The organism is Streptomyces dysideae (assembly GCF_001514305.1).
Classification (GTDB): Bacteria; Actinomycetota; Actinomycetes; order Streptomycetales; family Streptomycetaceae; genus Streptomyces; species Streptomyces dysideae.
The window spans coordinates 80,344-107,055 of the sequence record NZ_KQ949094.1 but is presented as its reverse complement, the minus strand read 5'-3'; the positions used below and the strand labels follow the sequence as shown (position 1 = coordinate 107,055).

General features: G+C 69.5%; 24 protein-coding genes and 5 tRNA genes. 17 read left to right on the top strand and 12 right to left on the bottom strand.

Annotation, left to right across the window (positions count from 1 at the left end; genetic code table 11):
- Positions 1 to 25: 25 nt before the first annotated feature.
- The gene (locus tag AQJ91_RS28150) at positions 26 to 622 is read left to right on the top strand and encodes a YdeI/OmpD-associated family protein (RefSeq protein WP_067027052.1); all 597 of its coding nucleotides are present in this window, start codon (positions 26 to 28) and stop codon (positions 620 to 622) included.
- 54 nt (positions 623 to 676) lie between these two features.
- On the opposite strand, the gene AQJ91_RS28145 is transcribed toward AQJ91_RS28150, so the two are convergent.
- A complete protein-coding gene (locus AQJ91_RS28145) occupies positions 677 to 1,285 on the bottom strand; it encodes a YceI family protein (protein WP_067027050.1) in 609 nt (202 codons plus the stop codon).
- Positions 1,286 to 1,414: 129 nt separating this feature from the next.
- On the opposite strand from AQJ91_RS28145, the gene AQJ91_RS28140 reads away from it, so the two are divergent.
- From AQJ91_RS28140 to AQJ91_RS28130, 3 genes are all read left to right on the top strand, one after another.
- Positions 1,415 to 3,748, top strand: a complete 2,334-nt coding sequence (locus AQJ91_RS28140; RefSeq protein ID WP_234383024.1) for a polysaccharide lyase 8 family protein — start codon at positions 1,415 to 1,417, stop codon at positions 3,746 to 3,748.
- A gap of 154 nt (positions 3,749 to 3,902) precedes the next feature.
- Complete coding sequence (locus AQJ91_RS28135; protein WP_067027046.1) at positions 3,903 to 5,486, top strand: acyl-CoA carboxylase subunit beta; 1,584 nt, start codon at positions 3,903 to 3,905, stop codon at positions 5,484 to 5,486.
- Between the two features lie 46 nt (positions 5,487 to 5,532).
- Positions 5,533 to 5,724, top strand: coding sequence for an acyl-CoA carboxylase subunit epsilon (locus AQJ91_RS28130; protein WP_067027044.1), 192 nt, complete (start codon positions 5,533 to 5,535; stop codon positions 5,722 to 5,724).
- A 167-nt stretch (positions 5,725 to 5,891) separates the two neighbouring features.
- Here the strand turns inward: AQJ91_RS28130 and AQJ91_RS28125 are convergent, their stop codons facing one another.
- The 8 genes from AQJ91_RS28125 to AQJ91_RS28090 form a co-directional block, all read right to left on the bottom strand.
- Positions 5,892 to 6,473 carry a GTP-binding protein gene (locus AQJ91_RS28125; protein WP_026248371.1) on the bottom strand — a complete coding sequence of 194 codons (582 nt, stop codon included), beginning with the start codon at positions 6,471 to 6,473 and terminating at the stop codon, positions 5,892 to 5,894.
- Entirely contained in the window at positions 6,454 to 7,029 is a 576-nt protein-coding gene (locus AQJ91_RS28120) for a DUF742 domain-containing protein (RefSeq protein WP_067027042.1), read from the bottom strand. Before AQJ91_RS28120 ends, AQJ91_RS28125 begins: the two co-directional genes overlap by 20 nt.
- A 95-nt stretch (positions 7,030 to 7,124) precedes the next feature.
- Positions 7,125 to 7,538 carry a roadblock/LC7 domain-containing protein gene (locus AQJ91_RS28115; RefSeq protein WP_004983065.1) on the bottom strand — a complete coding sequence of 138 codons (414 nt, stop codon included), beginning with the start codon at positions 7,536 to 7,538 and terminating at the stop codon, positions 7,125 to 7,127.
- Positions 7,539 to 7,548: 10 nt separating this feature from the next.
- Positions 7,549 to 10,770 (bottom strand): nitrate- and nitrite sensing domain-containing protein, encoded by a 3,222-nt coding sequence (locus AQJ91_RS28110; RefSeq protein ID WP_067027040.1) that lies wholly within the window; start codon positions 10,768 to 10,770, stop codon positions 7,549 to 7,551.
- A gap of 381 nt (positions 10,771 to 11,151) precedes the next feature.
- Positions 11,152 to 11,727, bottom strand: coding sequence for a GTP-binding protein (locus tag AQJ91_RS28105; protein ID WP_067027038.1), 576 nt, complete (start codon positions 11,725 to 11,727; stop codon positions 11,152 to 11,154).
- A complete protein-coding gene (locus tag AQJ91_RS28100; RefSeq protein ID WP_030943001.1) occupies positions 11,708 to 12,103 on the bottom strand; it encodes a DUF742 domain-containing protein in 396 nt (131 codons plus the stop codon). The genes AQJ91_RS28105 and AQJ91_RS28100 overlap by 20 nt, the downstream gene beginning before the upstream one ends.
- Positions 12,104 to 12,217: 114 nt before the next feature.
- A complete protein-coding gene (locus AQJ91_RS28095; RefSeq protein WP_003993189.1) occupies positions 12,218 to 12,631 on the bottom strand; it encodes a roadblock/LC7 domain-containing protein in 414 nt (137 codons plus the stop codon).
- Positions 12,632 to 12,640: 9 nt separating this feature from the next.
- Entirely contained in the window at positions 12,641 to 16,411 is a 3,771-nt protein-coding gene (locus AQJ91_RS28090) for a nitrate- and nitrite sensing domain-containing protein (protein ID WP_067027036.1), read from the bottom strand.
- A gap of 602 nt (positions 16,412 to 17,013) precedes the next feature.
- Here AQJ91_RS28090 and AQJ91_RS28085 point away from each other — a divergent pair.
- The 9 genes from AQJ91_RS28085 (at position 17,014) to AQJ91_RS28045 (ending at position 20,949) form a co-directional block, all read left to right on the top strand.
- Positions 17,014 to 17,202, top strand: a complete 189-nt coding sequence (locus AQJ91_RS28085) for a hypothetical protein (RefSeq protein WP_067027034.1) — start codon at positions 17,014 to 17,016, stop codon at positions 17,200 to 17,202.
- A gap of 110 nt (positions 17,203 to 17,312) precedes the next feature.
- Positions 17,313 to 18,098: a fumarylacetoacetate hydrolase family protein gene (locus AQJ91_RS28080; protein ID WP_067027032.1), complete on the top strand. Its 786-nt coding sequence runs from the start codon at positions 17,313 to 17,315 to the stop codon at positions 18,096 to 18,098.
- On the top strand, positions 18,082 to 19,566 hold the full coding sequence (gltX, locus tag AQJ91_RS28075; protein ID WP_079085236.1) for a glutamate--tRNA ligase: 1,485 nt from the start codon (positions 18,082 to 18,084) through the stop codon (positions 19,564 to 19,566). Before AQJ91_RS28080 ends, gltX begins: the two co-directional genes overlap by 17 nt.
- A 99-nt stretch (positions 19,567 to 19,665) precedes the next feature.
- Positions 19,666 to 20,397, top strand: coding sequence for an HAD family hydrolase (locus tag AQJ91_RS28070; RefSeq protein ID WP_067027197.1), 732 nt, complete (start codon positions 19,666 to 19,668; stop codon positions 20,395 to 20,397).
- 91 nt (positions 20,398 to 20,488) lie between these two features.
- A tRNA-Gln gene (locus AQJ91_RS28065) sits at positions 20,489 to 20,560 on the top strand.
- A gap of 21 nt (positions 20,561 to 20,581) precedes the next feature.
- A tRNA-Glu gene (locus AQJ91_RS28060) sits at positions 20,582 to 20,654 on the top strand.
- Between the two features lie 29 nt (positions 20,655 to 20,683).
- A tRNA-Glu gene (locus AQJ91_RS28055) sits at positions 20,684 to 20,756 on the top strand.
- Positions 20,757 to 20,776: 20 nt separating this feature from the next.
- A tRNA-Gln gene (locus AQJ91_RS28050) sits at positions 20,777 to 20,848 on the top strand.
- Between the two features lie 28 nt (positions 20,849 to 20,876).
- A tRNA-Glu gene (locus AQJ91_RS28045) sits at positions 20,877 to 20,949 on the top strand.
- 469 nt (positions 20,950 to 21,418) lie between these two features.
- Here AQJ91_RS28045 and ndgR read toward each other — a convergent pair.
- Positions 21,419 to 22,135, bottom strand: a complete 717-nt coding sequence (gene ndgR, locus AQJ91_RS28040; protein ID WP_067027029.1) for an IclR family transcriptional regulator NdgR — start codon at positions 22,133 to 22,135, stop codon at positions 21,419 to 21,421.
- Positions 22,136 to 22,335: 200 nt separating this feature from the next.
- On the opposite strand from ndgR, the gene leuC reads away from it, so the two are divergent.
- From leuC to AQJ91_RS28020, 4 genes are all read left to right on the top strand, one after another.
- On the top strand, positions 22,336 to 23,766 hold the full coding sequence (leuC, locus tag AQJ91_RS28035; RefSeq protein WP_067027026.1) for a 3-isopropylmalate dehydratase large subunit: 1,431 nt from the start codon (positions 22,336 to 22,338) through the stop codon (positions 23,764 to 23,766).
- 5 nt (positions 23,767 to 23,771) lie between these two features.
- Positions 23,772 to 24,368 carry a 3-isopropylmalate dehydratase small subunit gene (gene leuD / locus AQJ91_RS28030; RefSeq protein WP_067027024.1) on the top strand — a complete coding sequence of 199 codons (597 nt, stop codon included), beginning with the start codon at positions 23,772 to 23,774 and terminating at the stop codon, positions 24,366 to 24,368.
- 277 nt (positions 24,369 to 24,645) lie between these two features.
- On the top strand, positions 24,646 to 24,876 hold the full coding sequence (locus AQJ91_RS28025) for an SCO5555 family protein (RefSeq protein ID WP_067027023.1): 231 nt from the start codon (positions 24,646 to 24,648) through the stop codon (positions 24,874 to 24,876).
- A gap of 138 nt (positions 24,877 to 25,014) precedes the next feature.
- The gene (locus AQJ91_RS28020; RefSeq protein ID WP_067027021.1) at positions 25,015 to 25,647 is read left to right on the top strand and encodes an HU family DNA-binding protein; all 633 of its coding nucleotides are present in this window, start codon (positions 25,015 to 25,017) and stop codon (positions 25,645 to 25,647) included.
- 71 nt (positions 25,648 to 25,718) lie between these two features.
- Here AQJ91_RS28020 and AQJ91_RS28015 read toward each other — a convergent pair whose 3' ends face one another.
- Together AQJ91_RS28015 and cofC are read right to left on the bottom strand one after the other, a co-directional pair.
- Positions 25,719 to 25,922 carry a hypothetical protein gene (locus AQJ91_RS28015; protein WP_067027019.1) on the bottom strand — a complete coding sequence of 68 codons (204 nt, stop codon included), beginning with the start codon at positions 25,920 to 25,922 and terminating at the stop codon, positions 25,719 to 25,721.
- A gap of 64 nt (positions 25,923 to 25,986) precedes the next feature.
- Entirely contained in the window at positions 25,987 to 26,625 is a 639-nt protein-coding gene (cofC, locus tag AQJ91_RS28010; protein WP_067027017.1) for a 2-phospho-L-lactate guanylyltransferase, read from the bottom strand.
- Positions 26,626 to 26,712 lie beyond the last annotated feature (87 nt).

Here is a 26,712-nt window from a genome sequence, read left to right as displayed (position 1 = left end):
CCTACCTCTTCCCTACGGTTCCCTCATGACCTCACTCGGTGCCGTCGCCTCCCAGACCTTCGTCTCCGCCGCCGACCTCGACACCTGGCTGAGCACCCACCCTGCCCCACACCCCGGCCTCTGGGTCAAGGTCGCCAAGAAGGGCTCGGGCATCCCCTCCGTCACCGCCGCCGAGGTCAACGACGTCGCCCTCTGCCACGGCTGGATCACCGGCCAACGCAAAGGCCTCGACGCCTCGCACTTCCTGCAGAAGATCACCCCGCGTCGGCCCGGCAGCCTCTGGTCCATGGTCAATGTGCGGAGGCTGGAGGAGCTCACGGCCGCCGGACGCATGCGGCCCACCGGCCTCGCGGAGGTGGCCGCCGCGCAGGCGGACGGGCGGTGGGCGGGGGCGTACGCGTCGCAGCGGGAGGCCGACGTGCCCGAGGATCTGGCGGCAGCGCTCAAGAAGAACCCACGCGCCGGAGCGGTGTTCGAGCGGCTCGGCAGGACGGACCGGTACCAGGTGATCCTCGGCCTGCTCCAGGCACGCACGGCACGGACCCGGGCCGCCAGGCTGGACGCGGTGATCGCCCGGCTTGAAGAAGAGTCCGGAAATGCCGAGCGCCCGCCCTCCCGCTAGCGGGAGGGCGGGCGGGCGCGCTCAGGAGACGGCCGAACCGTCGGACGACAGGCGTCACGCGTTCTTGATCGCCGAGATGTCGAAGTTCAGCTTGATCTTGTCGGAGACCAGGACGCCACCCGTCTCCAGGGCCGCGTTCCACGTCAGCCCCCACTCGGAGCGCAGGATCTCCGCCTTGCCCTCGAAGCCGATGCGCTCGTTGCCGAAGGGGTCCTTCGCGGAGCCGTTGAACTCGAGGTCGATGGTGAGCGGCTTGGTCACGCCGAGGATCTCCAGGTCACCGGTGATGCGGTAGTCGTCACCGCCGAGAGCCTCCGCCTTGGTGGAGCGGAACGTCATCGTCGGGAACTCGTCCGCCTTGAAGAAGTCCGCGCTCTTCAGGTGCCCGTCGCGGTCGGCGGAACCGGTGTCGATGCTCTCCATCTTCACGTCGATCGACGCCGTCGACTTCGCCGGGTCGGACCCGTCCAGCTGCAGCGAGCCGCTGAAGTCGAGGAACTTGCCCTTGACGTTGGTGACCATGGCGTGCCGCGCGACGAAGCCGAGCGTGGAATGGGCGGGGTCGATCGTGTACTCGCCGGTCAGCGCGGCGAGGTCGGGGTTCACGGCGGCGGGGGCCGTGGCGGTCTCGACGGTGGTGTTCTTGCGGCCGAAGATACCCATGACGTGCTCCTTGGGGGACGTTGTTGAATCTTGAACTACTCAACGCGACCCACCGTAGACCTATTCCCTTCAATATTCAACATCATCCGGAGCGTGTCGGTGACAGTACGGACCGTCACCGGGTAAGGCATGAGCATGACCTCTACGCGCCGTGCCTTCCTGTACGCCGCCGCCCTCGCCGCGACCCTGGCCGCGATTCCCGCCAAAGGCGCCGCAGCCGCCGTCGACCCCTACGCCGCCCTCCGCCGCCGCTGGCTCGACATCGCCCTCGGCACCGGCTACGACCCCACCGCCGACCCGTACGCCGCCCGCCTCACCGAAGCCGGCACGCTCGCCCGCGGCTACCGGGCCACCATGGCCCCCGCCCCCACCTCCCTCTGGCCCACCCACCCCTACGACCCGCCCTCCGGCATCACCCAGAGCTACAGCCGCCTGTGGACCATGACCCAGGCCTACGTCCAGCCCGGCACCGGCTCCACCGGCGACCCCGCCCTCCTCGCCGACGTCCTGCGCGGCCTCGACCACCTCGCCGCCACGGTCTACAACCCCTCCACCACCCGCTACGGCAACTGGTGGGAATGGCAGATCGGCAGCCCCCGCCTGCTGATGGACATCACGGCCGCCCTGTACGACCACCTCGCCGACGCCCAGGTGACCGCCGCCTGCGCCGCCGTCGACCACTTCGTCCCGGACACGATGCTCACCGACTACTCCGGCACGTCCACCGGCGCCAACCGCGTCGACCTGTGCCGTTCCGTCACCCTGCGCGGCATCCTCGGCCGGACGCCCGCCAAGATCGCCCTCGCCCGCGACGCGCTCTCGCCGGTCTTCCCGTACGTCACGAAGGGCGACGGCCTCTACGCCGACGGCTCGTTCGTCCAGCACACCTGGGTCGCCTACTCCGGCACCTACGGCCAGGTCCTCCTCGACGGCCTCGGCCGCCTCTTCGCCCTGCTCGCCGGGTCCGAGTGGGCGGTGACCGACCCGAACCGCCAGATCATCCTCGACAGCGTCGAGCACGCCTACGCGCCCCTCATCCACGACGGGTTGATGATGGACAGCGTCAACGGCCGTGCCATCAGCCGCGGTTACCTGAAGGGCGACCCGCGGCACGTCCTGCGCGGCGACCACTTCCACGGGCAGGGCATCATCGCCGCCATGGCACTGCTCGCGGGCGGCGCGAGCACGGCGGAACGCGAGCGCTGGTACGGCCGTATCAAGGGCTGGATCGAACGGGACACCGTGTCACCGATCCTGACGGCACCTCAGTTCGGCGTCGCCGACCTCGCCCGCCTGCACGCCGTCGCCGGCTCGCCGGTCCCCGCCGCGCCCGACCCCGTCGGCCACCGCCTCTTCGCCGCCATGGACCGCGCCGTACACCGCCGCCCCGGCTTCACCGCGAACATCGCCATGGCGAGCGACCGGATCGCGTACTACGAGGCCGGCAACGGCGAGAACCCGCGCGGCTGGCACACGGGCGCCGGAATGCTCTACTGGTGGGCCGATCAGGCCGATCAGGCCGATCAGGCCGATCAATACACAGACTGGTTCTGGCCGACCGTCGACTGGTACCGGCTTCCGGGGACCACCGTCTCCACCGTCCGCCTTCCCGACCGCGCCGGCGGCGAGTGGGGCGAGCCCAAGCCGGACGTGCGGTGGGTCGGGGGCGTGACGGACGGCGAGTTCGCGGCGGTCGGGCAGCACCTCAAGGGGCTCGGCTCGACGCTCCAGGCCCGCAAGTCGTGGTTCTGCGTCGCGGACGGCGTGATCTGCCTCGGCGCCGGGATCACCTGCGCCGACGGCGTCCCGGTCGAGACGGTCGTCGACAACCGCAACCTGGGGGAGGGCGGCACCCCGGCCTTCGTACGCGGACCCGGCTGGGCCCACCTGGAGGGCCACGGCGGCTGGGTGGTCCTCGACGACAGCCTGCGGACCCTCCGAGAGGACCGCACCGGAGCCTGGTCCGACATCAACACCACCAGCACGACGGAACGGCGCACCCGCCGCTGGCAGACCCTCTGGCTCGACCACGGCACCGACCCGACGGACGCCACGTACGCCTACGTCCTGTTGCCCGGAGCCGCCCGCCACGAGGTCGCCGCCCGCGCCGCCGACCCCCGCCGGCTGTCCATCCTCGCCAACGACTCCGCCCGCCAGGCGGTCCACGTCCCGTCCCTCGGCCTGACGGCCGCCAACTTCTGGGAGCCCGCCACCGCGGGCGCCCTCACCGCCTCCGCCGGGGCGAGCGTGCTGCTCCGCCGCCGGGGCCGTACGGTTACCCTCCGGGTGAGCGAGCCGCCGCGCACGGGGGAGCCGCTGGAGATCATCTGGGACCACCCCGTACGTCGGGTGCTGCGGGCGGACGACACGGTCGAGGTGACCGCCACCGGCCGCCGGCTGCGGCTCCGTGTCACTCCGGGGATGGCATCTGCGAGCCATGGATGTGAGGTGGCTCTCAGCTGACGCCTTTGTGTCACCTCTACAACGCTTCGGCCCTCTGAGCAGTCGGAACGGCTGCATGGCGTCGAGGTTCTGTTCAGGGCTACCAGGAAAACGCGCCGGAGACTGTACGGAGTCAACGGCTCGCTTTCCTTGGTGTCCTTCGTAAGGTCACTACATGACCGTTTTGGATGAGGCACCGGGTGAGCCGACCGACGCCCGCGGGCGCGTGGCGGAGCTGCACGAGATCCGTGCGCGGGCCGTGGCCGGCCCCAGCGAGAAGGCGACCGCGGCGCAGCACGCCAAGGGCAAGCTGACCGCGCGGGAGCGCATCGAGCTTCTCCTCGACCCGGACTCCTTCCGGGAGGTCGAGCAGCTGCGCCGGCACCGCGCGACCGGCTTCGGTCTGGAGACCAAGAAGCCGTACACGGACGGTGTGATCACGGGCTGGGGCACGGTGGAGGGCCGTACGGTCTTCGTCTACGCCCATGACTTCCGTGTCTTCGGCGGCGCGCTGGGCGAGGCCCACGCCACGAAGATCCACAAGATCATGGACATGGCCATAGCGGCGGGCGCGCCCCTGGTCTCGCTGAACGACGGCGCGGGCGCCCGGATCCAGGAGGGCGTCTCGGCGCTCGCCGGCTACGGAGGCATCTTCCAGCGCAACACCAAGGCGTCCGGGGTCATCCCGCAGATCAGCGTGATGCTCGGCCCGTGCGCCGGCGGCGCGGCCTACAGCCCGGCGCTGACGGACTTCGTGTTCATGGTCCGCGAGACCTCGCAGATGTTCATCACCGGCCCGGATGTGGTGAAGGCGGTGACCGGCGAGGAGATCACGCAGAACGGCCTGGGCGGCGCCGACGTCCACGCGGAGACCTCCGGCGTCTGCCACTTCGCGTACGACGACGAGGAGACGTGCATCGCCGAGGTGCGCTACCTCCTCTCGCTGCTGCCGCAGAACAACCGTGAGAACCCGCCGCGCGTGGAGTCCACGGACGCCCCCGAGCGCCGCAGCGACGTCCTCCTCGACCTGGTCCCGGCGGACGGCAACCGGCCGTACGACATGGCCAAGGTCATCGAGGAGATCGTCGACGACGGCGAGTACCTCGAGGTCCACGAGCGCTGGGCCCGCAACATCATCTGCGCGCTGGCCCGTCTGGACGGCCAGGTCGTCGGCATCGTCGCCAACCAGCCGCAGTCCCTCGCCGGGGTCCTGGACATCGAGGCGTCGGAAAAAGCTGCGCGCTTTGTCCAGATGTGTGACGCTTTTAACATCCCGATCGTCACTTTCCTGGACGTCCCCGGGTTCCTCCCGGGCGTCGACCAGGAGCACGGCGGCATCATCCGCCACGGCGCGAAGCTCCTTTACGCCTACTGCAACGCGACCGTGCCGCGGATCTCGCTGATCCTGCGCAAGGCGTACGGAGGTGCCTACATCGTCATGGACAGCCAGTCCATCGGTGCGGACCTCACCTATGCCTGGCCGACGAACGAGATCGCCGTAATGGGTGCGGAAGGTGCCGCCAACGTCATCTTCCGCCGGCAGATCGCCGAGGCCGAAGACCCCGAGGCCATGCGGGCCCGCATGGTCAAGGAGTACAAGTCCGAGCTGATGCACCCGTACTACGCGGCGGAGCGCGGCCTGGTGGACGACGTCATCGACCCCGCGGAAACCCGCGAGGTGCTGATCCGCTCCCTGGCGATGCTCCAGTCGAAGCACGCGGACCTGCCCTCCCGCAAGCACGGCAATCCCCCGCAGTAACCCACAGGTACCGCTGCGGAAACCTCTCTCACGGAGACTGACACCCATGAACCTCCCTGACATTCGCGTCGAGAAGGGCCACGCCGAGCCCGAGGAAGTCGCCGCCATCACGGCGATCCTCCTGGCTCGCGCCGCCGCCCAGCCGTCCGAGTCCCCGGCCCACCGAGGCCGCGCCAAGGCAGGCTGGCGCCGCCTTGAGCGCGAGCCCGGCTTCCGCGCACCGCACAGCTGGCGCTGACCCAGTACGACGAAGAAGGGCCCCTCTGAAAAGAGGGGCCCTTCTTCGCGCGCCCGAAGGGGCGCGGGGCTGTATCGAGCGGCTCCGCCGCGTGGGCGCCAACGGCCACTGGGCTGCCGCAGACGGCATACAACCGCCCGAGGCAGCCCAGTGGCCGCAAAGTCCGCCTACCGCAAACGAGCCATCAACGCGTGCTCAACCAACGTGATCAGCGCCGACTTCGCGTCCGCGCGATGCCGCGCATCCGTCGTGATGATCGGCGTATCCGGCCCGATCTGCAGAGCTTCCCGCACCTCGTCCGGGTTGTACGGCTGGTTGCCGTCGAAGCCGTTCAGGGCGATCACGAAGGGGAGACCCGAGTTCTCGAAGTAGTCGACCGCGGGGAAGCAGTCGGCGAGACGGCGGGTGTCCACCAGGACGATCGCACCGATCGCGCCGCGCACCAGGTCGTCCCACATGAACCAGAAGCGGTCCTGGCCGGGTGTACCGAAGAGGTACAGGATCAGGTCCTGGTCCAACGTAATGCGTCCGAAGTCCATGGCGACCGTCGTGGTCGTCTTGTCCCCGGTGTGGGTGAGGTCGTCGATGCCCGCCGAAGCTGACGTCATCACGGCCTCTGTGCGCAGCGGGTTGATCTCCGAAACGGCCCCGACGAACGTGGTCTTGCCCACGCCGAAGCCACCCGCCACCACGATCTTCGCTGAGGTGGTGGAGCGGGAAGGACCGCCGCTAGAGCTTGCGAAGTCCACTGAGCACCCTTTCGAGCAGTGTCACGTCTGGCTGGCCGCCGGCGCTCTCGTCGCCGCCGGGCTGATGGATGGCGACCAGGCCCGCCTCCGCCAAGTCGGCGACGAGGATCCTGGCCACGCCGAGAGGGATGGTCAGCAGTGCCGAGATTTCGGCGACTGACTTGATCTCTCGGCAGAGGTTGCAGATCCGCTGATGCTCGGGCAGCTGCCCCTGCATCTGGTGCGGAGCCGCGGTGGTGTGCACCAGCGCCTCGATGGCGAGCTGGTACCGCGGCCTGGTGCGGCCGCCCGTCATGGCGTACGGGCGCACCAGGGGGTTGTTCGATGCCCCGGCGGGCGCCGGCTCAGGGGCGCGGCGATGCGGCTGCACGGGCTGGATGCGCGGCGCGGGCGGCTGGTCGTACGGCGAGGGCCCGGGGCCCTGCGGCGCGTACGGCTGAGGCCGCTGGCTCGGCGAGGAGGGGAAGTTGTACCGGTTCTGGGAACCGTCGTTCGGGCCCTGGGCAGGGCCGTACGACCAGTTGCCCGATGACGAACCGTCTGGGGGTGTTGCCACTTTCTCTCCTCCTCCGACTGTGCCTGGCACCCATCATGTGGAGCCGCGTCCCGAAACCTTACGGCCACGGGACGCCAAAAAGCACCGTCCATCTCTTAGTTGAGAAGGCTCCCTTGGAGCTCCGCACGAAGGTCCGGCGTAAGGACCGTACCGGCACGGTCGACCAGAAGAGCCATCTCGTAACCGATGAGGCCGATGTCGGCTTCCGGATGTGCGAGTACCGCGAGCGACGAACCGTCGGAAATGGACATGATGAAGAGGAATCCCCGCTCCATCTCCACAACCGTCTGGTTCACGCTACCGCCCTCGAAGATGCGCGAGGCACCGGCGGTCAGCGAGGTCAGACCGGAGGCGACCGCCGCGAGCTGGTCGGCGCGGTCGCGCGGAAAGCCTTCGGACATCGCCAGAAGGAGTCCGTCGGCGGAGACCACCACCGTGTGAGACACCCCGGGGGTGTTGTCCACGAAGTTGGTGATCAACCAGTTCAGGTTCTGTGCCGCCTGGCTCATCGGGCTCACACTAACGCTCCTGGTTGTAGGTGCTGTCAGGACCACTGTGCTGATTCCTAGTGGCCTGGCCGTTCGTTTCACTTCCCGCGCTGCGGCCCCGCTGGACACCGCGGCGCAGGTTGCTCAGCCTGCCCCTGACGTCCTCGGGAGCGCGGGAGACCTGTGGGCCCCCCTGGGGGGTGTTCTCGGCGGCCCCCTCGACCAGGTTGGCCTTGGGAACCCGCCGCGGCAGACCGGAGGAGGTCACCCCGCCCGCCTTGGGCTTCCGGAGCTGGGAGGCCTGCTGCCAGCGCTCGTCGTTGGCCGAGCGCCAGTCGCCGGTGCCGTTGCTCTCCGGCGCGGTGGCCGGCGGCTCCTGGTTCACGTGCCGCGCGGCGCCCGTGCCGCCGGCGGTGGCTCCGCGGCGGGGGAGCCCCGCGTTGGTCAGATCGTGACTGGCGGAGGGGGCCAGGCCCGGACGCTCGAAGCCTGCGCGGTCCCGCTCACCGACGTCAGCGGCCCGCTCCGGTTCCGCGGCAGGAGCGTACTGCTCCGGGTACCCGTTCTGGTAGCTGTCCGGCTGCGGCCAGTCGTCCTGGTGGCGGCGCTGTTCGAAGGCCGGGAAGGGCTCCGGGGCGGCGGCGGGCTCCTCCTGGACCGGGTCCGGATACGAGGGCTCCGGGTAGCCGCCGTTCGGGGAGAAGCCGTCGTTCTGCGGCAGGCCGCCGTTCGGCGCGTAGTACTGGTCGTCGTACGACGGCTGCTGCTGCTCGTACGCCGCCTGCTGACGGTCGTACGCCGCGGGCTGCTCCGGGAAGCCGCTCTGGGCGTTGTCGTAGCCCTGCGGCCGGCCGAACTCGTCCTGGCGGCTGAAGTCGTCGCCGTACGCGGGAGCCTCGGGGCTCTCCAGGGCGGGCGGCTGGTCCTGGTTCTGGGACTCCAGCTGCGCGCGGCGTTCCTCGCGCATCAGGGAGCGGCCCACCGGGTCCAGCTCGCGTATGTCGTCCGGGACCTCGGTGTAACGGCTGTCGTCGAAGCCGAGCTCGGCGGCCGTGCGCATCTGCTGGCCGTTGAAGTTCTCACCCTGGAACTGCTGCTCCGGGATGATCTGCGAGACGGTGAACTCGTCGTGGGCCGGCTGCTGGTCGCCGCCACCGCCGTGGGTGATCGCGTCGGGCAGCATGACCAGCGAGGTGGTGCCGGCCTGCTCGCCGGAGGGGCGCAGCTGGACGCGGATGCCGTGCCGGTCGGACAGCCGGCCGACCACGAAGAGGCCCATGCGCTGGGAGATCGCGGCGTCCACGGTCGGCGGGTTGGCCAGCTTGTGGTTGATGTCCGCGAAGTCCTCGGCGGTGAGGCCGATGCCCTTGTCGTGGATCTCGATCATGATGCGGCCGTCGGGGAGACGGGTCGCGGTCACGCGGACCTTGGTCTGCGGGGAGGAGAACGTCGTCGCGTTCTCCAGGAGCTCCGCGAGCAGGTGCACGAGGTCGGTGACCGCGCGGCCGTGGATCTCGGCCTCCGGGACGCCGGACAGCTCGATGCGCTCGTACTGCTCCACCTCGGAGGAGGCGGCGCGCAGCACGTCGACCAGCGGGACCGGCTGGTCCCAGCGGCGGCCCGGCTCCTCGCCGGCGAGGACGAGGAGGTTCTCGCCGTTGCGGCGCATACGGGTCGCGAGGTGGTCCAGGCGGAAGAGGTTCTCCAGCTGGTCCGGGTCGGCCTCGTTGTTCTCCAGGTCGGTGATCAGGGTCAGCTGGCCCTCGATCAGCGACTGGTTGCGGCGCGACAGGTTGGTGAAGATCGCGTTGATGTTGCCCCGCAGCAGGGCCTGCTCGGCGGCGAGCCGGACGGCCTCGCGGTGGACCTGGTCGAAGGCGCGGGCGACCTCGCCGATCTCGTCCCTGGTGGTGATCGGGATGGGCTGCACGCGCGTGTCCACGCGGCCCGGGTCGGTGCGCGAGAGCTGGTCGACCAGCATCGGCAGGCGCTGCTCGGCGATGCCGAAGGCGGCGTTGCGCAGCTGGCGCATGGAGCGGGACATCTGGCGGGCCACGGCACCGGCCAGGATGAAGGCCAGCAGCAGGGCGACGACGACGGCGGCACCCGTGATGAGGGCGTCGCGCTTGGCGTCGTCGGCGATGCTCGAGGCCTCGCTCACCGCCTTGTCGGCGAGGTCCGTCTCGATCTGGCGGTAGGCGTTGTACTTGAGGGTGGTGACCGCCCACCAGTTCTGCGCGGTGACGCCCTTCTGGGCGAGCGCGGCACGCTCGCTGGGGTCCGTCGACTTGATGCCGGCGAGCAGCGTGACCATGTCGGTGGGGTTGGACGGCGGGGCCACGTAGTCCGGGTCCTTGGCCTTGGCCTCCGTGGCCATCGCCACGCCCTTGGCCTGGATGTCCTTCTTGGCGTCCTCGAGCTTCTGCTCGTCGGCCTCGGTGCCACCGCCGATGTACTCCTGGACGGCGATGCCCTCGAGATATGCGTACGAGGTGAGGGCGACGCGCTGGCTGGCGAAGCTGCCGGTGCCGGGGCCCGGCTTGATCAGCAGGTGCATGCCGATGGAGCGCTGCAGCGACAGGGCCGCCTTGGTCAGCTCGATGGCGTAGACGGTGCGGCCGTAGCTGGTGATGTTGCCGGTGCCCAGGCCCAGCTCGTTGGCGAACTCCGTCAGGGGGTGCGCGACATCGATGTAGCCCTGCTCGGTGTCCACGCCCTTGAGGTCGGTGTACGCCTGTTCGCGCAGCTTCGTGAGCTTGGGCTCGACCTTGCGGAACAGGTCGAGACGGCGCTCCAGGCCCGGCTTGGCCGGCATGCCCTGCGCGGCCTCGTCGAAGGCGTCAGCCGCCTTGTCCGTGTCGTCGTGGAGCGCGGTGACGGTGCTGTCGTCCTGGCCCTTGCCCTGCAGAAGGGGGGCGGCGGAGGCGTCACGCTCGTTGTAGAGGGCGTCCGCGTAGTTCAGGGAGGCCCGCACCAGGCGTGCCGTGCTCTCCGCGTCCTCGGCCTCCTGCCAGGTGTCGATCGAGCCCTTCACCTGGAAGCCGCCCATGACGAGGCCGACGATCACGGGTATGAGCAGAATGGCGTTCAGCCGGGTCGGCACGCGCCAGTTGCGTGGGGAGAGACGGCCGCCGGATGACGCCGGCGCGGCCGTCGGTTCGGATCCGGGCACAGGGGCGGGCGCCGCTCCGCGCGGCGGCGGGGTGAAGTTGCCCCGGGCCGACGGCTCGGGACCGTTCTTGCTTCGCCTCACTCGACCAACAACCTTCCGGCGGGGTCGGCACCTGTCGTCGTGCCGCAGTCTCTCAGAGCCCAGGGCGCCATCGACGGGTGAGTACGTCATTGACTATTGGGCAGTTCAGGCATTCCAGCACGACGACCAGCGCTCTTCCAAACAGTGGAACGCGTGGATTCCATGTGATGTAAGCCCCAGATAAAACGGTCATAAAGAGCGAGCCCCGTCAAAAGACGGGGCCTTTGTGAGCACAGCGAGACCGGTTGACCGCGACGCGTGGCCGTACCACCCGATTCCTCTGCCGAAACGTTATGAACACCCGGGCCGACCGTGTCAAAAGACACAGCCGGCTCCGGTACATCTACGACAACTGCCGTATGGCGCTTCCGACTTGATGACCTACCGCAGACGTGCCATCAGAGCGTGCTCGACCAGCGTGATCAGCGCACTCTTGGCATCCGAGCGGTGCCGGGCGTCCGTCGTGATGATCGGGGTGTCCGGACCGATCTGCAGCGCCTCGCGTACCTCCTCGGGAGCATACGGCTGATGCCCGTCGAAGCCGTTGAGCGCGACGACGAACGGCAGACCGCTGTTCTCGAAGTAGTCGACCGCCGGGAAGCAGTCGGCCAGGCGCCGGGTGTCCACCAGGACCACGGCACCGATCGCACCGCGCACCAGGTCGTCCCACATGAACCAGAAGCGGTCCTGACCCGGCGTACCGAACAGGTACAGGATCAGGTCCTGGTCCAAGGTGATACGGCCGAAGTCCATCGCCACCGTGGTGGTGGTCTTGTCCCCGGTGTGCGTGAGGTCGTCGATGCCCGCGCTCGCGGACGTCATCACGGCCTCGGTGCGCAGGGGGTTGATCTCCGAGACGGCACCCACGAACGTGGTCTTGCCCACGCCGAAGCCGCCCGCGACCACGATCTTCGCGGAGGTGGTCGACCGTCCCGGATCAGAGCTTGCGAAGTCCACTGAGCACCCTCTCGAGCAGTGTCACGTCCGGGGCGCCGGTGGTCTCGTCGCCACCCGGCTGGTGAATGGCGACCAGACCGGCCTCCGCGAGGTCCGCGACGAGGATCCGGGCCACACCCAGCGGCATGGACAGCAGCGCCGAGACCTCGGCGACCGACTTCACCTCACGGCACAGATGACAGATGCGCTGGTGCTCAGGGAGCAGTCCCATCAGCGCCGCCGGATCGGCCGTGGTGCTGATCAGGGCCTCGATGGCCAGCTGGTAGCGCGGCCTGGTCCGGCCGCCGGTCATCGCGTACGGACGTACCAGCGGCTGGTCGCCCTCATCCTCGTACGGCTCCGCGTACGGATCATGAGAGGCGGTGGGCGGGGTCATGAATCCTCCGGGCGGGGACAGCAAGTCGGTCAGTCAAGCCGTCAGGGTGGGGGCCGGTGGGGGGGATTGTGGCGGCCGGACGGTGATTTGGTGAGACGGGTGGATCCGTGGCGATCAGTGGAGCAGACTGCCTTGCAGTTCGGCGCGCAGATCGGGCGTGAGTACCGCGCCCGCACGGTCGACCAGCAGTGCCATCTCGTAGCCGACAAGGCCGATGTCGCATTCCGGGTGCGCGAGGACGGCCAGGGACGAGCCGTCCGAGACGGACATGAGGAAGAGGAATCCCCGCTCCATCTCGACGACCGTCTGCGCAACGCTGCCGCCCTCGAAGATCCGGGAGGCTCCGGCCGTCAGCGAGGTCAGTCCGGACGCGACGGCCGCCAGCTGGTCGGCACGGTCCCGCGGGAAGCCCTCGGACATGGCCAGCAGAAGGCCGTCGGCGGACACGACGACGGTGTGGGACACCCCTGGGGTGTTGTCCACGAAGTTGGTGATCAACCAGTTGAGGTTCTGTGCCGCCTGGCTCATCTGGCTCAACTAACGCTCCTGCTGGTGAGTGGGGCTCGGGAAGCTGCCGGTCTGACCGGTATCAGTACCAGCCTGTCGACCTTGCGCGATACCCCGACGGAGATTGGTCAGCCGGCCGCGTACGTCATCAGGCGCACGCGAGACCTGCGGACCGGCTTGGTGCTGTTGCTGCTGAGCCGTGCCCGGAACGAGGTTCGCCCGTGGCACCCGGCGCGGCAGGCCAGAGGTGGTGACACCGCCGGCTGCCGGCTGTCGGACTCGCTCTGCCTGCCGGACGAGGTCGTCGTTCGGTGAGCTGCGCCAGGAACTGGTGGCGGGCCGCTGCGCGGCAGAGGACTGTGGGGCAGCCGGAGCCTGCGGCTGCTGCGGGGCCGGAGCGGGGGCAGAGCCGTTGCTGCTGCCCGGCTGGCGCTCCTGCTGGCCGCCCTGGCCGTGGAACCAGTTGGTCTCGAGCGTGTCGTACAGCGGCGTACGCCCGTCACCGGGACCCGCCGGCGGCAGCGCCTCGGGATCCTGGCGTGCGGGCCGCTGCTGCGGACGCGGCGGGACCGGCGGCCGTCCGGCACCGAAGTCCGCGTCGCCGCGGTGGGTGCCGTTGGCCTGCGGACGCTCGAACCGGCCGGTGTTCTGCGGCGCCGGCGGGTTCTGCCGGCCCGGCAGGGAGTGCTGCCCGGTCGAGCTGTCGTCGTACGCCTGCGGGGCGGCGAACTGGCCCGTGCTGGACGGGTTGTTCTGCCCGGGAGCGCCGAAGACGTCGGAACGGACGAACTGACCCGTGTTCTGCTGGCCGTTCGCACCGGGGCGCGGGTACTGGCCGGTGTCCTGCGGGTCGTACGCACCGGGAGCCGGGGCGTCGAAGTCGGGGCGGCCGAACTCGGCGTTGGCACCGGGTCCCTGACGGCCGTCGTAGTGCGGCACCGCCGGGATCTCCGCCGTCGAGCCCGGGCCCTGCCGGTCGTCGATCCGCGGCATCCGGGAAGTCTGTGCGGGATCCTGCTCGTCGTGCCCGCGCGGAGTGTCCAGCGAGGCGCGCGGCACCGGCGGCTGGGCGTTCTCGTCGCCCCAGCTCGGCGTGCGGGGCGGCTGGTTGCCGCCGGGCAGCTCGGCACGCGGACCACCGCGCGGCGGCAGCTGCGGCTGACGCCCACGGCCACGTCCCTGCTCGGCGTTGGCCGACTGCGACTGCGGCGGTACGGCACCACGGCCGCCCCCGAAGGCGTCCGCACCGAAGGCATCCGCACCGAAGGCGTCCGCACCGAAGGCATCCGCACCGAAGGCGTCCGCACCCGGACCCGCGGCCTGCAGTCCCTGCGGCGCGCCCGGCGCCTGGCCGCCGAACCCGGCACCCGCACCGGCCGGAGCCGGCCGGCCCTGGGACGGCGCACCCGGACCCTGCGGTCCACGCGCACCACCCGGCGCACCCGGACGGCCGCCTCCGTCACGCCCGGGCAGCGCGGCCCGCGGCCCCTGACCCGCACCGAGCAGACCACCGGACGGCGTACCGGCGCCGAGGGCACCGCCACCGGACTGGGCCTGCCGACGGGCCGCGGCCACACCGGCGGCGGCCTGCGCGGCGGCCGGACCGCCGGTGCCACCGCCCTGGCCGGACTTGCCCGGAGCCGGCTTCCTGCCGCCCTGGGCGACGTCGACGGGGAGCATGACCAGCGCGGTCGTACCACCGGAGTCGGACGGGCGCAGCTGGATACGGATGCCGTGCCGCTGCGACAGCCGGCCGACCACGAAGAGGCCCATGCGGCGGGAGACCGACACGTCCACGGTGGGCGGCGACGCGAGCCGTTCGTTGATCGCTGCGAGGTCCTCGGGGGAGAGGCCGATGCCGGTGTCGTGGATCTCGATCAGGACGCGGCCGTCGGGCAGTGCGTGACCGGTGACCTTGACCTTGGTCTGCGGCGAGGAGAACGAGGTGGCGTTCTCCAGCAGCTCGGCGAGGAGGTGCACGAGGTCGTTGACCACACGGCCGGCCACTTCGGTGGTCGGCACGGCGGCCAGCTCGATGCGCTCGTACTGCTCCACCTCGGACGCGGCGGCGCGGAGCACGTCGACCAGGGGGACCGGGCGGGTCCAGCGGCGGCCGGGCTCCTCACCGGCGAGGACGAGGAGGTTCTCACCGTTACGGCGCATACGCGTCGCGAGGTGGTCGAGCTTGAACAGCGAGGACAGCTGGTCCGGGTCGGCCTCGCGGGACTCCAGTTCGGAGATCAGCGACAGCTGGCGCTGGATCAGACCCTGGGAGCGGCGCGAGAGGTTGGTGAACATCGCGTTGACGTTGCCCCGCAGCAGGGCCTGCTCGGCGGCGAGGCGGACCGCCTCGCGGTGCACGTCGTCGAAGGCCGCGGCCACCTGGCCGATCTCGTCCCGGGAGTGCACACCGACCGACTCGACGGACGTGTCGACGTCCTGCGGGTCGGACTCGGAGAGCTGCTTGACCAGCTCGGGCAGCCGGTCCTGGGCGACCTTGGTGGCGGTCTCCTCCAGACGGCGCAGCGACCGGATCATGGACCTGGCCACGACGAAGGCACCGACCAGCGAGACACCGAGCACGAGCAGGATGAGCGCACCGGAGATGATCGCCTCGCGCTCGGACTCGTTGCGGAGCTCGCGCGCCTTCTGCTCCATGTCCTCGAGCAGTGTGTTCTCGATGTTGCGCATCTGCTGGATCTTGGTCGTGCTGTCGTCGACCCAGTCCCGGTAGGACCGCTTGTCCAGCGACTCCAGACCCTTGGGCTGGTTCAGCGCCCGGCTGGCGTAGGTGTCGGCGGCCTTGATGGTCGGGTTCTTGTTGCCCATCGGCTTGAGGAGCTCTTCGGCACCGTCGTTGCCGTAGATGCTGCGGAAGCTGCTGATCTCCGACTTCTGGCTCTCCAGCGCCGACTGGCCGTACAGCCGGTCGTTCTCGGAGAGGGTGCCGAAGGTGGCGTCGCCCGAGGGCAGGGCCGCCGCGAGGACGGCGCGCTGGACGGACGCGTACTCCTTGGCAGAGGAGAAGGCCGACAGGGCGCGCGTGCGCTGGATCATCTCCGGGTTGCTGGTCGCCTGGGCCATGTCCTGCGAGAGGTCCAGCAGGTGGGTGATGAGGCGGTGGTAGGCCTCGACCGTCTGCGTGGAGTTGTTCTTCGACTCGTAGGCGACATTGCGGACCTTCGCGATGTCGTTCAGCTCGCCGACGAGACCCACGAGGCTGTCGCGGACGCCCTGGAGGTTGCCGTCCTTGCTGGAGGCGTCGATCTCCTCGGCGGCGTTGTTGAAGTTCTTGGCGGCGCGGTCCGTCTTGTCCCGGTAGCCCTTGACCGTGTAGTCGGTCGCGCTGGAGCCGTGCGCCAGCGGGCCGGCGGACTGGTCGCGCTCCTCCTGGAGGGCGGCGGCCAGCTCGGTGGCCCGCTTGGTCATGTCCGTCAGCAGCTTCATGTTGTCGAGCTGCTGGATGTCGTCCATGTTGTCGCTGATGCGGACCGCACCGAGCGAGGTGGCCGCGACCACGGGGAGCGTGAGCAGCGCCACCAGACGCGTGGAGATACGCCAGTTGCGCAGTGATATGCGCGAGCCGGGGCCGACGGGGCCCTTGGGCGGCTTCACCTTGGGCGCGGCGGCACCGGGCGCACCGGTGGACGCGGCCGCGCCGAGCTGCCCGCCTTCACCCGACGGGGCCGGGCCCGGGTTCTGGGCGTGCTGGGGCGAGGAACTGCCGGCAATGGGGCCAGTCCCGCCGTGCGGCTCCGACTCTGCCGAAGCGCTGCCATCCCTCTTGAAACGTCCCTGCACTAGCGTCGCAACCTCTGGACCAGGCGCCCCTCCGCGTGAACGGAAGGACGGTGTCGGCGTGTTGGGGAGCGCCCTGAAATGCGCACCCCGGGTGGTCGTGAGTGACCGGCGCGGGCTCCCCCTTCTCGCCGCCACACGGCGCTCGGTGCGCCCCTTGTGCGCCGGCTCGATCCTGCGGCGGTCCGTGGAATTCCAGCACAGTGCAGGATCTCCAACAAGGCCCGTAGGCCGAGCCGTGACCTACGTGACACCTCGTGAGTGCCGGGTTACGGGACGTAGAAGGAGATCTCCCATAAAGCGGATGTAAAGCCGCAAGTCATCGCCACGCAACGGGTGTCCCAGTCGCCATGATCAGGAGCGGAATGGTGGCTTCAGGCCCGTAATGTCTGTTTCGTAGAGGTGGGTTGCGGGCCTGGATTGACCGATTTGCCCATGGATTCGTGAGCAAACTCACATGCGGATCAAGGGGTCTGAAGCTCTTCGGGCGGGAAACGCATGTTTAGCCTGGCGCTTTACACCAGGGAAGCTTCTGCCAACCCGCGCCCGCACCGAAGTCCTCCGACCTCCCGCGGCGCCCGCACATGACAGGGTCGATCACCACAGTGAAGACGACGATGATGTTCCGCACGATAGCCAACCCGCGGCGCACGACGCTGGTGCACCTCGAGGACGCCGACGAGCTGCAGACCCCCGAGCAGCCGGAGCACTCCGCCGACCTTCCGGCCCAGACCGCCAACCCCAGGCGCACCATCCTCATGGAGATCCCCGCCACCACCGCCGCCGCGGAGTAGTACGCGCCCGGGCCGCCGACCGCTCACCGAATGCGCGAGGTACTCACCCCTGACGGCGTTAGCCTGGAGCGTCAGACTCCAGTCAGCTCAGTGAGGGGCGCAAGGATCCCGTGCGCATCGCCAGGTTCTCCATCGACGGGAACGTCGCCTTCGGCGCGGTCGAAGGCGACAAGCCGGACGAGCTCGTGCTCGACATCATCAAGGGCATCCCGTTCGCGGACTTCGAGCTCTCCGGTACGAAGGTGCCGCTGAGCAAGGTACGGCTGCTGCCGCCGGTGCTCCCCAACAAGGTCGTGGCCTTCGGCCGCAACTACGCGGAGCACGCCAGGGAGCTGGGCAACGAGGTGCCCGACGCCCCGTTCGCCTTCTTCAAGCCGTCCACCTCGGTGATCGGCCCCGGGGACGAGATCCAGTACCCCGCCTTCTCCGAGGACCTCCACCACGAGGCCGAACTGGCCGTCGTCATCGGCCGCATGTGCCGAGAGGTCCCGCGCGAGCGCGTCAAGGACGTCATCCTCGGCTACACCTGCGCCAACGACATCACCGCCCGCGACGTCCAGAAGCGCGAGAAGCAGTGGGCCCGGGCCAAGGGCTTCGACACGTCCTGTCCGCTGGGCCCCTGGGTGGAGACGGATCTGGACCTCGAAGCCGCGTCCGACCTGACCATCCAGCTCACGGTCAACGGCGAACAGCGTCAGCTCGGCCGCACCAGCGAGATGATCCACCCGATCGAGGATCTGATCGTCAACATCTCCGAGGCCATGACGCTGCTCCCCGGCGACGTGATCCTCACGGGCACCCCGGCAGGCGTCGGACCGCTCACCGTCGGCGACGAGGTCGCCGTCACCATCGAAGGCATCGGCACTCTCACCAACAAGGTTGTCAAGCGTGGCTAGCGCACCCGTCCGCGTACGTTTCTGCCCGTCGCCCACCGGTAACCCCCATGTGGGCCTGGTCCGCACCGCCCTGTTCAACTGGGCGTTCGCCCGGCACCACCAGGGCACTCTGGTCTTCCGCATCGAGGACACCGACGCGGCCCGTGACTCCGAGGAGTCCTACCAGCAGCTGCTCGACTCGATGCGCTGGCTGGGCTTCGACTGGGACGAGGGCCCCGAGGTCGGCGGCCCGCACGCGCCGTACCGCCAGTCGCAGCGCATGGACCTGTACGAGGACGTCGCGCAGAAGCTGATCGAGGGCGGTTACGCCTACTACTGCTACTGCTCCCAGGAGGAGCTGGACACCCGCCGTGAGGCCGCCCGCGCCGCCGGCAAGCCGTCCGGCTACGACGGTCACTGCCGCGACCTCACCGCTCAGCAGGTCGCGGAGTACCAGGCCCAGGACCGCGCCCCGATCGTCCGCTTCCGTATGCCCGACGAGACGATCACCTTCACGGACCTGGTCCGCGGCGAGCTGACGTTCACCCCGGAGAACGTCCCGGACTACGGCATCGTCCGCGCGAACGGCGCCCCCCTCTACACGCTCGTCAACCCGGTCGACGACGCCCTGATGGAGATCACCCACGTCCTGCGCGGCGAGGACCTGCTTTCCTCGACGCCCCGTCAGATCGCCCTGTACAAGGCGCTGATGGAGCTCGGTATCGCCAAGCAGATCCCGCACTTCGGCCACCTGCCGTACGTGATGGGCGAGGGCAACAAGAAGCTCTCGAAGCGGGACCCGCAGTCGTCGCTGAACCTCTACCGCGAGCGCGGCTTCCTCCCCGAGGGCCTGCTCAACTACCTCTCCCTCCTCGGCTGGTCGCTCTCGGCCGACCAGGACATCTTCACGATGGACGAGATGATCGCGGCCTTCGACATCGCCGACGTGAACCCCAACCCGGCCCGCTTCGATCTGAAGAAGTGCGAGGCGATCAACGGCGACCACATCCGCCTCCTCGAGGTGAAGGACTTCACGGAGCGCTGCGCCCCCTGGCTGAAGGCCCCCTTCGCGCCCTGGGCGCCGGAGGACTTCGACGAGACGAAGTGGCAGGCGATCGCCCCGCACGCCCAGACCCGCCTCAAGGTCCTCTCCGAGATCACGGACAACGTCGACTTCCTGTTCCTGTCGGAGCCGGTCTTCGACGAGCCGTCCTGGACGAAGGCGATGAAGGAGGGCTCGGACGCCCTGCTCCGCACGGCCCGCGAGAAGCTGGAGTCGGCGGACTGGACCTCCCCCGAGTCCCTCAAGGAGGCCGTCCTGGCCGCCGGCGAGACCCACGGCCTCAAGCTCGGCAAGGCCCAGGCCCCGGTCCGCGTAGCCGTCACCGGCCGCACGGTCGGCCTGCCCCTCTTCGAGTCCCTGGAGATCCTGGGCAAGGAGAAGACCCTGACCCGCATCGACGCGGCGCTGGCGAAGCTGGCGGCATAGCGCAGACAGGGCAGACAGGGCAGGCACACGTGAGGGGCGGCACCCGGGATGTTCCGGGTGCCGCCCCTCACGCGCGTCCGGGACGGGTACGGTCGGATCATGAGCATTCGCGCCGTGGTGTGGGACGTGGACGACACCCTCTTCGACTACACCAACGCCGACCGCGAGGGCATGCGCGCGCACCTGGTGACCGAGGGCCTGCTCGGGGGACGCGAGACCGTCGAGCAGGCCCTCGTCCGGTGGCGGGCGGTCACCGACGCGCAGTGGGCGCGGTTCGCGGCGGGGGAGGCGTCCTTCGAGGGGCAGCGCCGGGACCGCGTACGGGTGTTCCTGGGCGAGGAGCTGACCGACGCCGAGGCCGACGACTGGTTCCAGCGGTACCTGGCGCACTACGAGGCCGCCTGGGCGCTCTTCCCGGACGTCCTGCCCGTCCTCGACGCCCTCGCGGCCAGCCACCGCCACGGCGTGCTGTCCAACTCCAGCATCCACGTCCAGGACCACAAGCTGCGCGTCCTCGGCGTCCGCGACCGCTTCGAGTCCGTGCTGTGCGCCGCCGAGCTGGGCGTCTCCAAGCCGGAGGCCGGCGCCTTCCACGCGGCCTGCGCCGCCCTGGAACTCGCCCCGCACCAGGTCGCGTACGTCGGCGACCACCCGGAGATCGACGGCAGGGGCGCCGCCGAGGCCGGTCTGCTGTCCGTCTGGGTCGACCGTGACGGCGTGTACGCCACCGCCGACGCCCCCTCCGGGCGGCACCGGATCGCGACCCTCGCCGAACTGCCCAGCGTGCTCGGCTCGGATACCCGTTTTGGAGCCCCGTCCACCTTCGGGTAATGTTCTTTCTGCGCCGCCGGGGAGCGGGCCGAAAAGGCCGGAACCGACGGGGCAAACTAGAACAAGATCCCCTCAGGGGCTTGCGTTCCGGTGGCCTATGGTGTAATTGGCAGCACGACTGATTCTGGTTCAGTTAGTCTTGGTTCGAGTCCAGGTAGGCCAGCTCGCAGAGCTCATCTGCAAAGCCCCCGTTGTGTAGCGGCCTAGCACGCTGCCCTCTCAAGGCAGTAGCGCCGGTTCGAATCCGGTCGGGGGTACGGATCCTGATCATCTCGGGATCGCTAGGGCCCCCGTTGTGTAGCGGCCTAGCACGCCGCCCTCTCAAGGCGGTAGCGCCGGTTCGAATCCGGTCGGGGGTACTGACTGGTCTAAACCACATTGGTCTATGGTGTAATTGGCAGCACGACTGATTCTGGTTCAGTTAGTCTTGGTTCGAGTCCAGGTAGACCAGCTCGGACCTGCGGAAACGCAGTGTCCAGGCCCCCGTTGTGTAGCGGCCTAGCACGCCGCCCTCTCAAGGCGGTAGCGCCGGTTCGAATCCGGTCGGGGGTACAGAGAACGAAGGCCCTCCACGCGAGTGGGGGGCCTTTCGTGTGCCCAGGACGGCGACCTCCACCTTCTGCTCCTCCGACTGACGGGTCTCCGCGAAGTCCAGGTCCAGGTCGGTCACCTGGTGCATCAACTGCGCGTACGGCAGCGTCAGTTCGATGGGCCAGGCACAGCCGAGCCGCCGGAACACGGCCAGCCCCATCACCAGGGAGCGGTACGCGGGGGACATGGTGCTCAGGGGCTGGGCGTTCGACCAGCCGAGCCGCTCCAGCAACTGTTCCACCTCGCCGCGCGCGCCCTCTACGTACTCGTCCTCCTCGTCGGGCTCGGGAACCTGCGGCCGGGCCCACAGCGCCGCGCCCATCCGGATCGTGCGGCCGAGGGAGACGTCGTCGACAGTCGGTCACCGGATCGTCGGGAACAGGCTGCCGCGGCGTTGAGGCCGCCTCTTCCCGGCGTACGGCGTGACCAGTCAGCCCGTGCGGCGCAGGGCCTCGGAGAGGCGGGCGGCGGCGTCGATGACCGCCTGGGCGTGCATGCGGCCCGGGTGGCGCGACAGGCGCTCGATGGGGCCGGAGACCGACACGGCGGCCACCACACGGTTGGAGGGGCCGCGCACCGGCGCGGAGACCGACGCGACGCCCGGCTCGCGCTCGCCGATCGACTGGGCCCAGCCCCGGCGACGTACGCCCGACAGGGCCGTCGCCGTGAAACGGGCGCCCTGGAGGCCGCGGTGCAGGCGCTCCGGCTCCTCCCAGGCCATCAGGATCTGGGCCGAGGAGCCCGCCTTCATCGTGAGCGTCGAGCCGACCGGGACCGTGTCCCGCAGGCCGGACAGGCGCTCTGCCGCGGCGACGCAGATGCGCATGTCGCCCTGGCGGCGGTAGAGCTGCGCGCTCTCGCCGGTGACGTCCCGGAGGTGGGTGAGTACCGGGCCGGCGGTGGCGAGGAGGCGGTCCTCACCCGCGGCCGCTGCGAGTTCTGCCAGCCGAGGCCCGAGAATGAAACGGCCCTGCATGTCGCGCGCCACCATGCGGTGGTGTTCCAGAGCCACGGCGAGCCGGTGGGCCGTGGGTCGTGCGAGTCCGGTGGCCGCGACCAGGCCCGCGAGGGTGGCCGGACCGGACTCCAGGGCGCTCAGGACAAGGGCTGCCTTGTCCAGAACGCCGACGCCGCTACTGTTGTCCATGCAACGATACTCACGTCTCACTCTGTGAAACGCAAGTTCAATTTTCCGTGGAACGCGCCACTCTGGAAGAGACGAAGGCACAGGGGCCCGTAACCAAAAAAGGGCCTGGCGGCGGACGCCCGGAATCAGGGGCGCTGGGCAGCCGCCTCCTCAAGATCTCTAGTTGGGCCGGTGGACGCTTGCCGGCCGGAGGGAAAGCGATGGGTAGGACACTCGCGGAGAAGGTCTGGGACGACCATGTCGTCCGGCGCGCCGAGGGCGAGCCCGACCTCCTCTTCATCGATCTGCACCTGCTGCACGAGGTGACCAGCCCGCAGGCCTTCGACGGCCTCCGTAAGAGCGGTCGCCCGGTGCGGCGGCTCGACCTGACCATCGCCACCGAGGACCACAACACCCCGACCCTCGACATCGACAAGCCCATCGCGGACCCGGTCTCCCGGATCCAGCTGGAGACGCTGCGCAAGAACGCCGCCGAGTTCGGGGTGCGCCTGCACCCGCTCGGTGACGTCGAGCAGGGTGTCGTGCATGTGGTGGGTCCGCAGCTCGGGCTGACCCAGCCGGGCATGACCGTCGTCTGCGGCGACTCCCACACCTCCACGCACGGCGCCTTCGGCGGACTCGCGTTCGGCATCGGTACCTCCCAGGTCGAGCACGTGCTGGCCACCCAGACGCTGCCCATGGCCCGCCCGAAGACGATGGCCATCACCGTCAACGGCGAACTGCCCGACGGCGTCACCGCCAAGGACCTGATCCTGGCGATCATCGCCAAGATCGGCACCGGCGGCGGCCAGGGCTACGTCCTGGAGTACCGCGGCTCCGCCATCGAGAAGCTCTCGATGGAGGCCCGGATGACCATCTGCAACATGTCGATCGAGGCCGGTGCCCGCGCGGGCATGATCGCCCCCGACGAGATCACCTTCGAGTACCTGAAGGGCCGCCCGCACGCCCCCAAGGGCGAGGACTGGGACGCGGCCGTCGCGTACTGGAAGACGCTGAAGACGGACGCGGACGCCGAGTTCGACGCCGAGGTCGTCATCGAGGCCGCCGAACTGTCGCCGTTCGTCACCTGGGGCACCAACCCGGGCCAGGGCGCACCGCTTTCGGCGCACGTCCCCGACCCTGCTTCGTACGAAGACGCTTCGGAGCGCCTCGCCGCCGAAAAGGCCCTGGAATACATGGGGTTGGAGGCCGGCCAGCCGCTGCGCTCCATCAAGGTGGACACCGTCTTCGTAGGCTCGTGCACCAACGGGCGGATCGAGGACCTGCGCGCCGCCGCCGAGATCGTCAAGGACCGCAAAGTCGCCGACGGCGTACGGATGCTGGTCGTCCCGGGCTCCGCGCGCGTGGGTCTGCAGGCCGTCTCCGAGGGCCTGGACGTCGTGTTCAAGGAGGCCGGCGCGGAATGGCGGCACGCGGGCTGCTCGATGTGCCTGGGCATGAACCCGGACCAGCTGGCGCCCGGTGAGCGCTCGGCGTCCACCTCCAACCGCAACTTCGAGGGCCGGCAGGGCAAGGGCGGTCGTACGCACCTGGTGTCGCCGCAGGTCGCGGCCGCTACGGCGGTGCTGGGCCACCTCGCCTCCCCGGCCGACCTGTCCGACGTCGAGACCCGTACGCCCGCTGGAGTCTGAGAGTCATGGAAGCATTCACCACGCACACCGGCCGGGCCGTCCCGCTGCGCCGCAGCAACGTCGACACCGACCAGATCATCCCTGCTCACTGGCTCAAGAAGGTGACCCGGGACGGGTTCGAGGACGGGCTGTTCGAGGCCTGGCGCAAGAACGAGTCCTCCTTCGTCCTCAACCAGCCCGAGCGCAAGGGCGCGACCGTCCTGGTCGCCGGCCCCGACTTCGGCACCGGCTCCTCCCGTGAGCATGCCGTGTGGGCGCTGCAGAACTACGGCTTCAAGGCCGTCATCTCCTCCCGGTTCGCCGACATCTTCCGCGGCAACTCGCTCAAGAACGGCCTGCTCACGGTGGTTCTGGAGCAGAAGACCGTGGACGCGCTGTGGGAGCTCACCGAGAAGGACCCGCAGGCCGAGATCACGGTCGACCTGGAGGCCCGTGAGGTGCGCGCCGAGGGCATCACCGCCGCCTTCGAGCTGGACGAGAACGCCCGCTGGCGGCTGCTGAACGGGCTGGACGACATCTCCATCACGCTCCAGAACGAGGGCGACATCTCCGCGTACGAGGCCAAGCGGCCGTCGTTCAAGCCGCGGACGCTCCAGACCTGACACGAGGGCCTCCCAGGCGGCCCTGCGCAAGTCGAGTTTCGGCCACCACAACACCCTCGCAGTACCCCCGATCAGCCCGATCGGGGGTACTGCTGTGTCTGCACCCGAACGGCCCTGCCCGGCCGGTCGATCGTCCCCAACTTCCCACGTTACGCCGGGTGTTGGCGGGGTACGCGAGTCATGTAGCCGTGGCTTCCGCAAGTGCCCGGAAGGCCGTTTGAGGCCGGAGTTGCACCCTGAGCAGGCGACAACTCGCCCCAGATGGCACAATCTGTGCATGGAACACGACGGCCAACTCGAGCTCTATGCGGCAGTCGCGGACCAACTCAAGGAAGCGCACGCAAGGGTGCGCGCACTGCAAGTCCCGGAGGGCGTACGGATGGCGCTGACCCGGAAGCTGCTGGTCATTACGGCCGCGGCCAAGCACGACGTTGCCGAAGCGACAAGGCGTCTGGAGCGGTTCATGGCGGACCTCGACGCGGGTCGATTCTCCGAAGAGGAACGCTGAAACAAGTCCAAGACAGTCGAGTCCGCTGCGGCACAAGGGTGATAAGCCCGTTTCGTGTTTGATTTGCGGTATATATCTGCCTAACGTGCGAAAAAGCTTGAACACTTTCGTTCTGGCAATGTCTCCGAAGGGGAAGACGTGAACAAGGCGCAGCTCGTAGAAGCGATTGCCGACAAGCTCGGCGGCCGCCAGCAGGCCGCCGACGCTGTCGACGCGGTCCTGGACGCCATCGTCCGCGCGACCGTCGCGGGGGACCGGGTCTCGGTCACCGGCTTCGGGTCGTTCGAGAAGGTCGACCGCCCGGCTCGTTACGCCCGTAACCCCCAGACGGGCGAGCGGGTCCGGGTCAAGAAGACCTCCGTGCCGCGCTTCCGCGCGGGCCAGGGCTTCAAGGACCTGGTGAGCGGGTCGAAGAAGCTCCCGCGTGGTGGCGAGGTCGCGGTCAAGAAGGCGCCTAAGGGCAGCCTGACCGGTGGTGCCGCGGCGACGGTCAAGAAGGCCGCCGCGAAGAAGACCACCAAGGCGGCTGCGAAGAAGGTCACGGCCAAGAAGGCGGCACCGACGAAGAGGGCGGCCGCCGCGAAGAAGACCACGGCGAAGAAGGCGCCCGCGAAGAAGACGACCGCGGCCGCCAAGAAGACGACCGCCAAGAAGACGGCCGCCACCGCGAAGAAGACGGCAGCCAAGAAGGCCCCGGCGAAGAAGGCCCCGGCCAAGAAGTCGACGGCGCGCACGACCACCGCCAAGAAGACCACCGCCCGCAAGAGGTAAGAGCGCAGGGGTACTCACGCGCCGGGCCGGACTCCGTCGGGAGTCCGGCCCGCGGCGCGTTCAGACGCCGTTCAGAGCGTCTGCAACGTCACCAGCGTGATCCGCAGGCCTTCGCCCTCGCCCTCGGTCTCGATACGCACCCGCTGGCCGGGCCGCAGCAGCCTCAGCCCGCCCGCGTCGAACGCCGGGGCGTCGAAGGGGACGGGGGTGCCGTTGTCCAGCAGCACACTGCCGCTGCGGGTGTTGGCGTCGTAGGTGTAAGCGGTCGCATGCATGGTCGCCAGCCTATGCCTGTGCGCTCCGCTGGTGGGGCCGCGTCCTCTTTGGTGGGCGCTCCAGCTACTGCCCCTTTATCAGTAGCCGTGCCGCCGCGGCGGCCGTCTGTGGGCCTACACCCAGGGCCAGGGCCGCGCGCAGGTCGTCGCCGGTGTCCACGTCCTGGCGTACTGAATCCACGTCGGTGAGGGAGAGTTCCACCGCGCCCGATGTGCGGTGGCGTGCACGGGAATCCGTGCCGAATGCCGGGAGCAATTCCCGGCCGGCTGTCGCGGCCAGCAGAGTGGTGCCGATTGCGGCGGCGTCGGGGAGAAAAGCGCGGGGGAATTGCGTGGCCTCGTCGAGTACCCGGGCCAATTCCAGGGGGCGCAGCGCCGGAAGGTCGGCATTCAAGGCCGCCACGGCGCTTTCGGGGCGGGCCGCCCTTACGGCCGCCGCTCCGTGTGCCAGCGCCGGGTTGAGGCCGCCGCCGGGCTCGTCCGGGACGATCAGGGCGCCCAGTGCGGCCAGCTCACGGCCGGCCAGGGCGTCGTCCGTGACGACTGCCACATCCCTGACCACCGGGCAGGCCAGCGCGGCTGCCACGGTGTCCTGTGCGAACGCGAGGGCCAGGCCTGGGCGCAGCCCGTCGGCGGCGGTGTCCGAGAGCCTGCTCTTGGCCCGCGCCAGGGGCTTCAGGGGTACGACCAAGGTCCACTGCACCAGCGTTCCGTCCCTCTCTTGTCGCGGCCATTGTCACTCAGTCGTCATGTGGGCCATCTGGCGGTGTCCGTGGCGGGGCGTACGGTG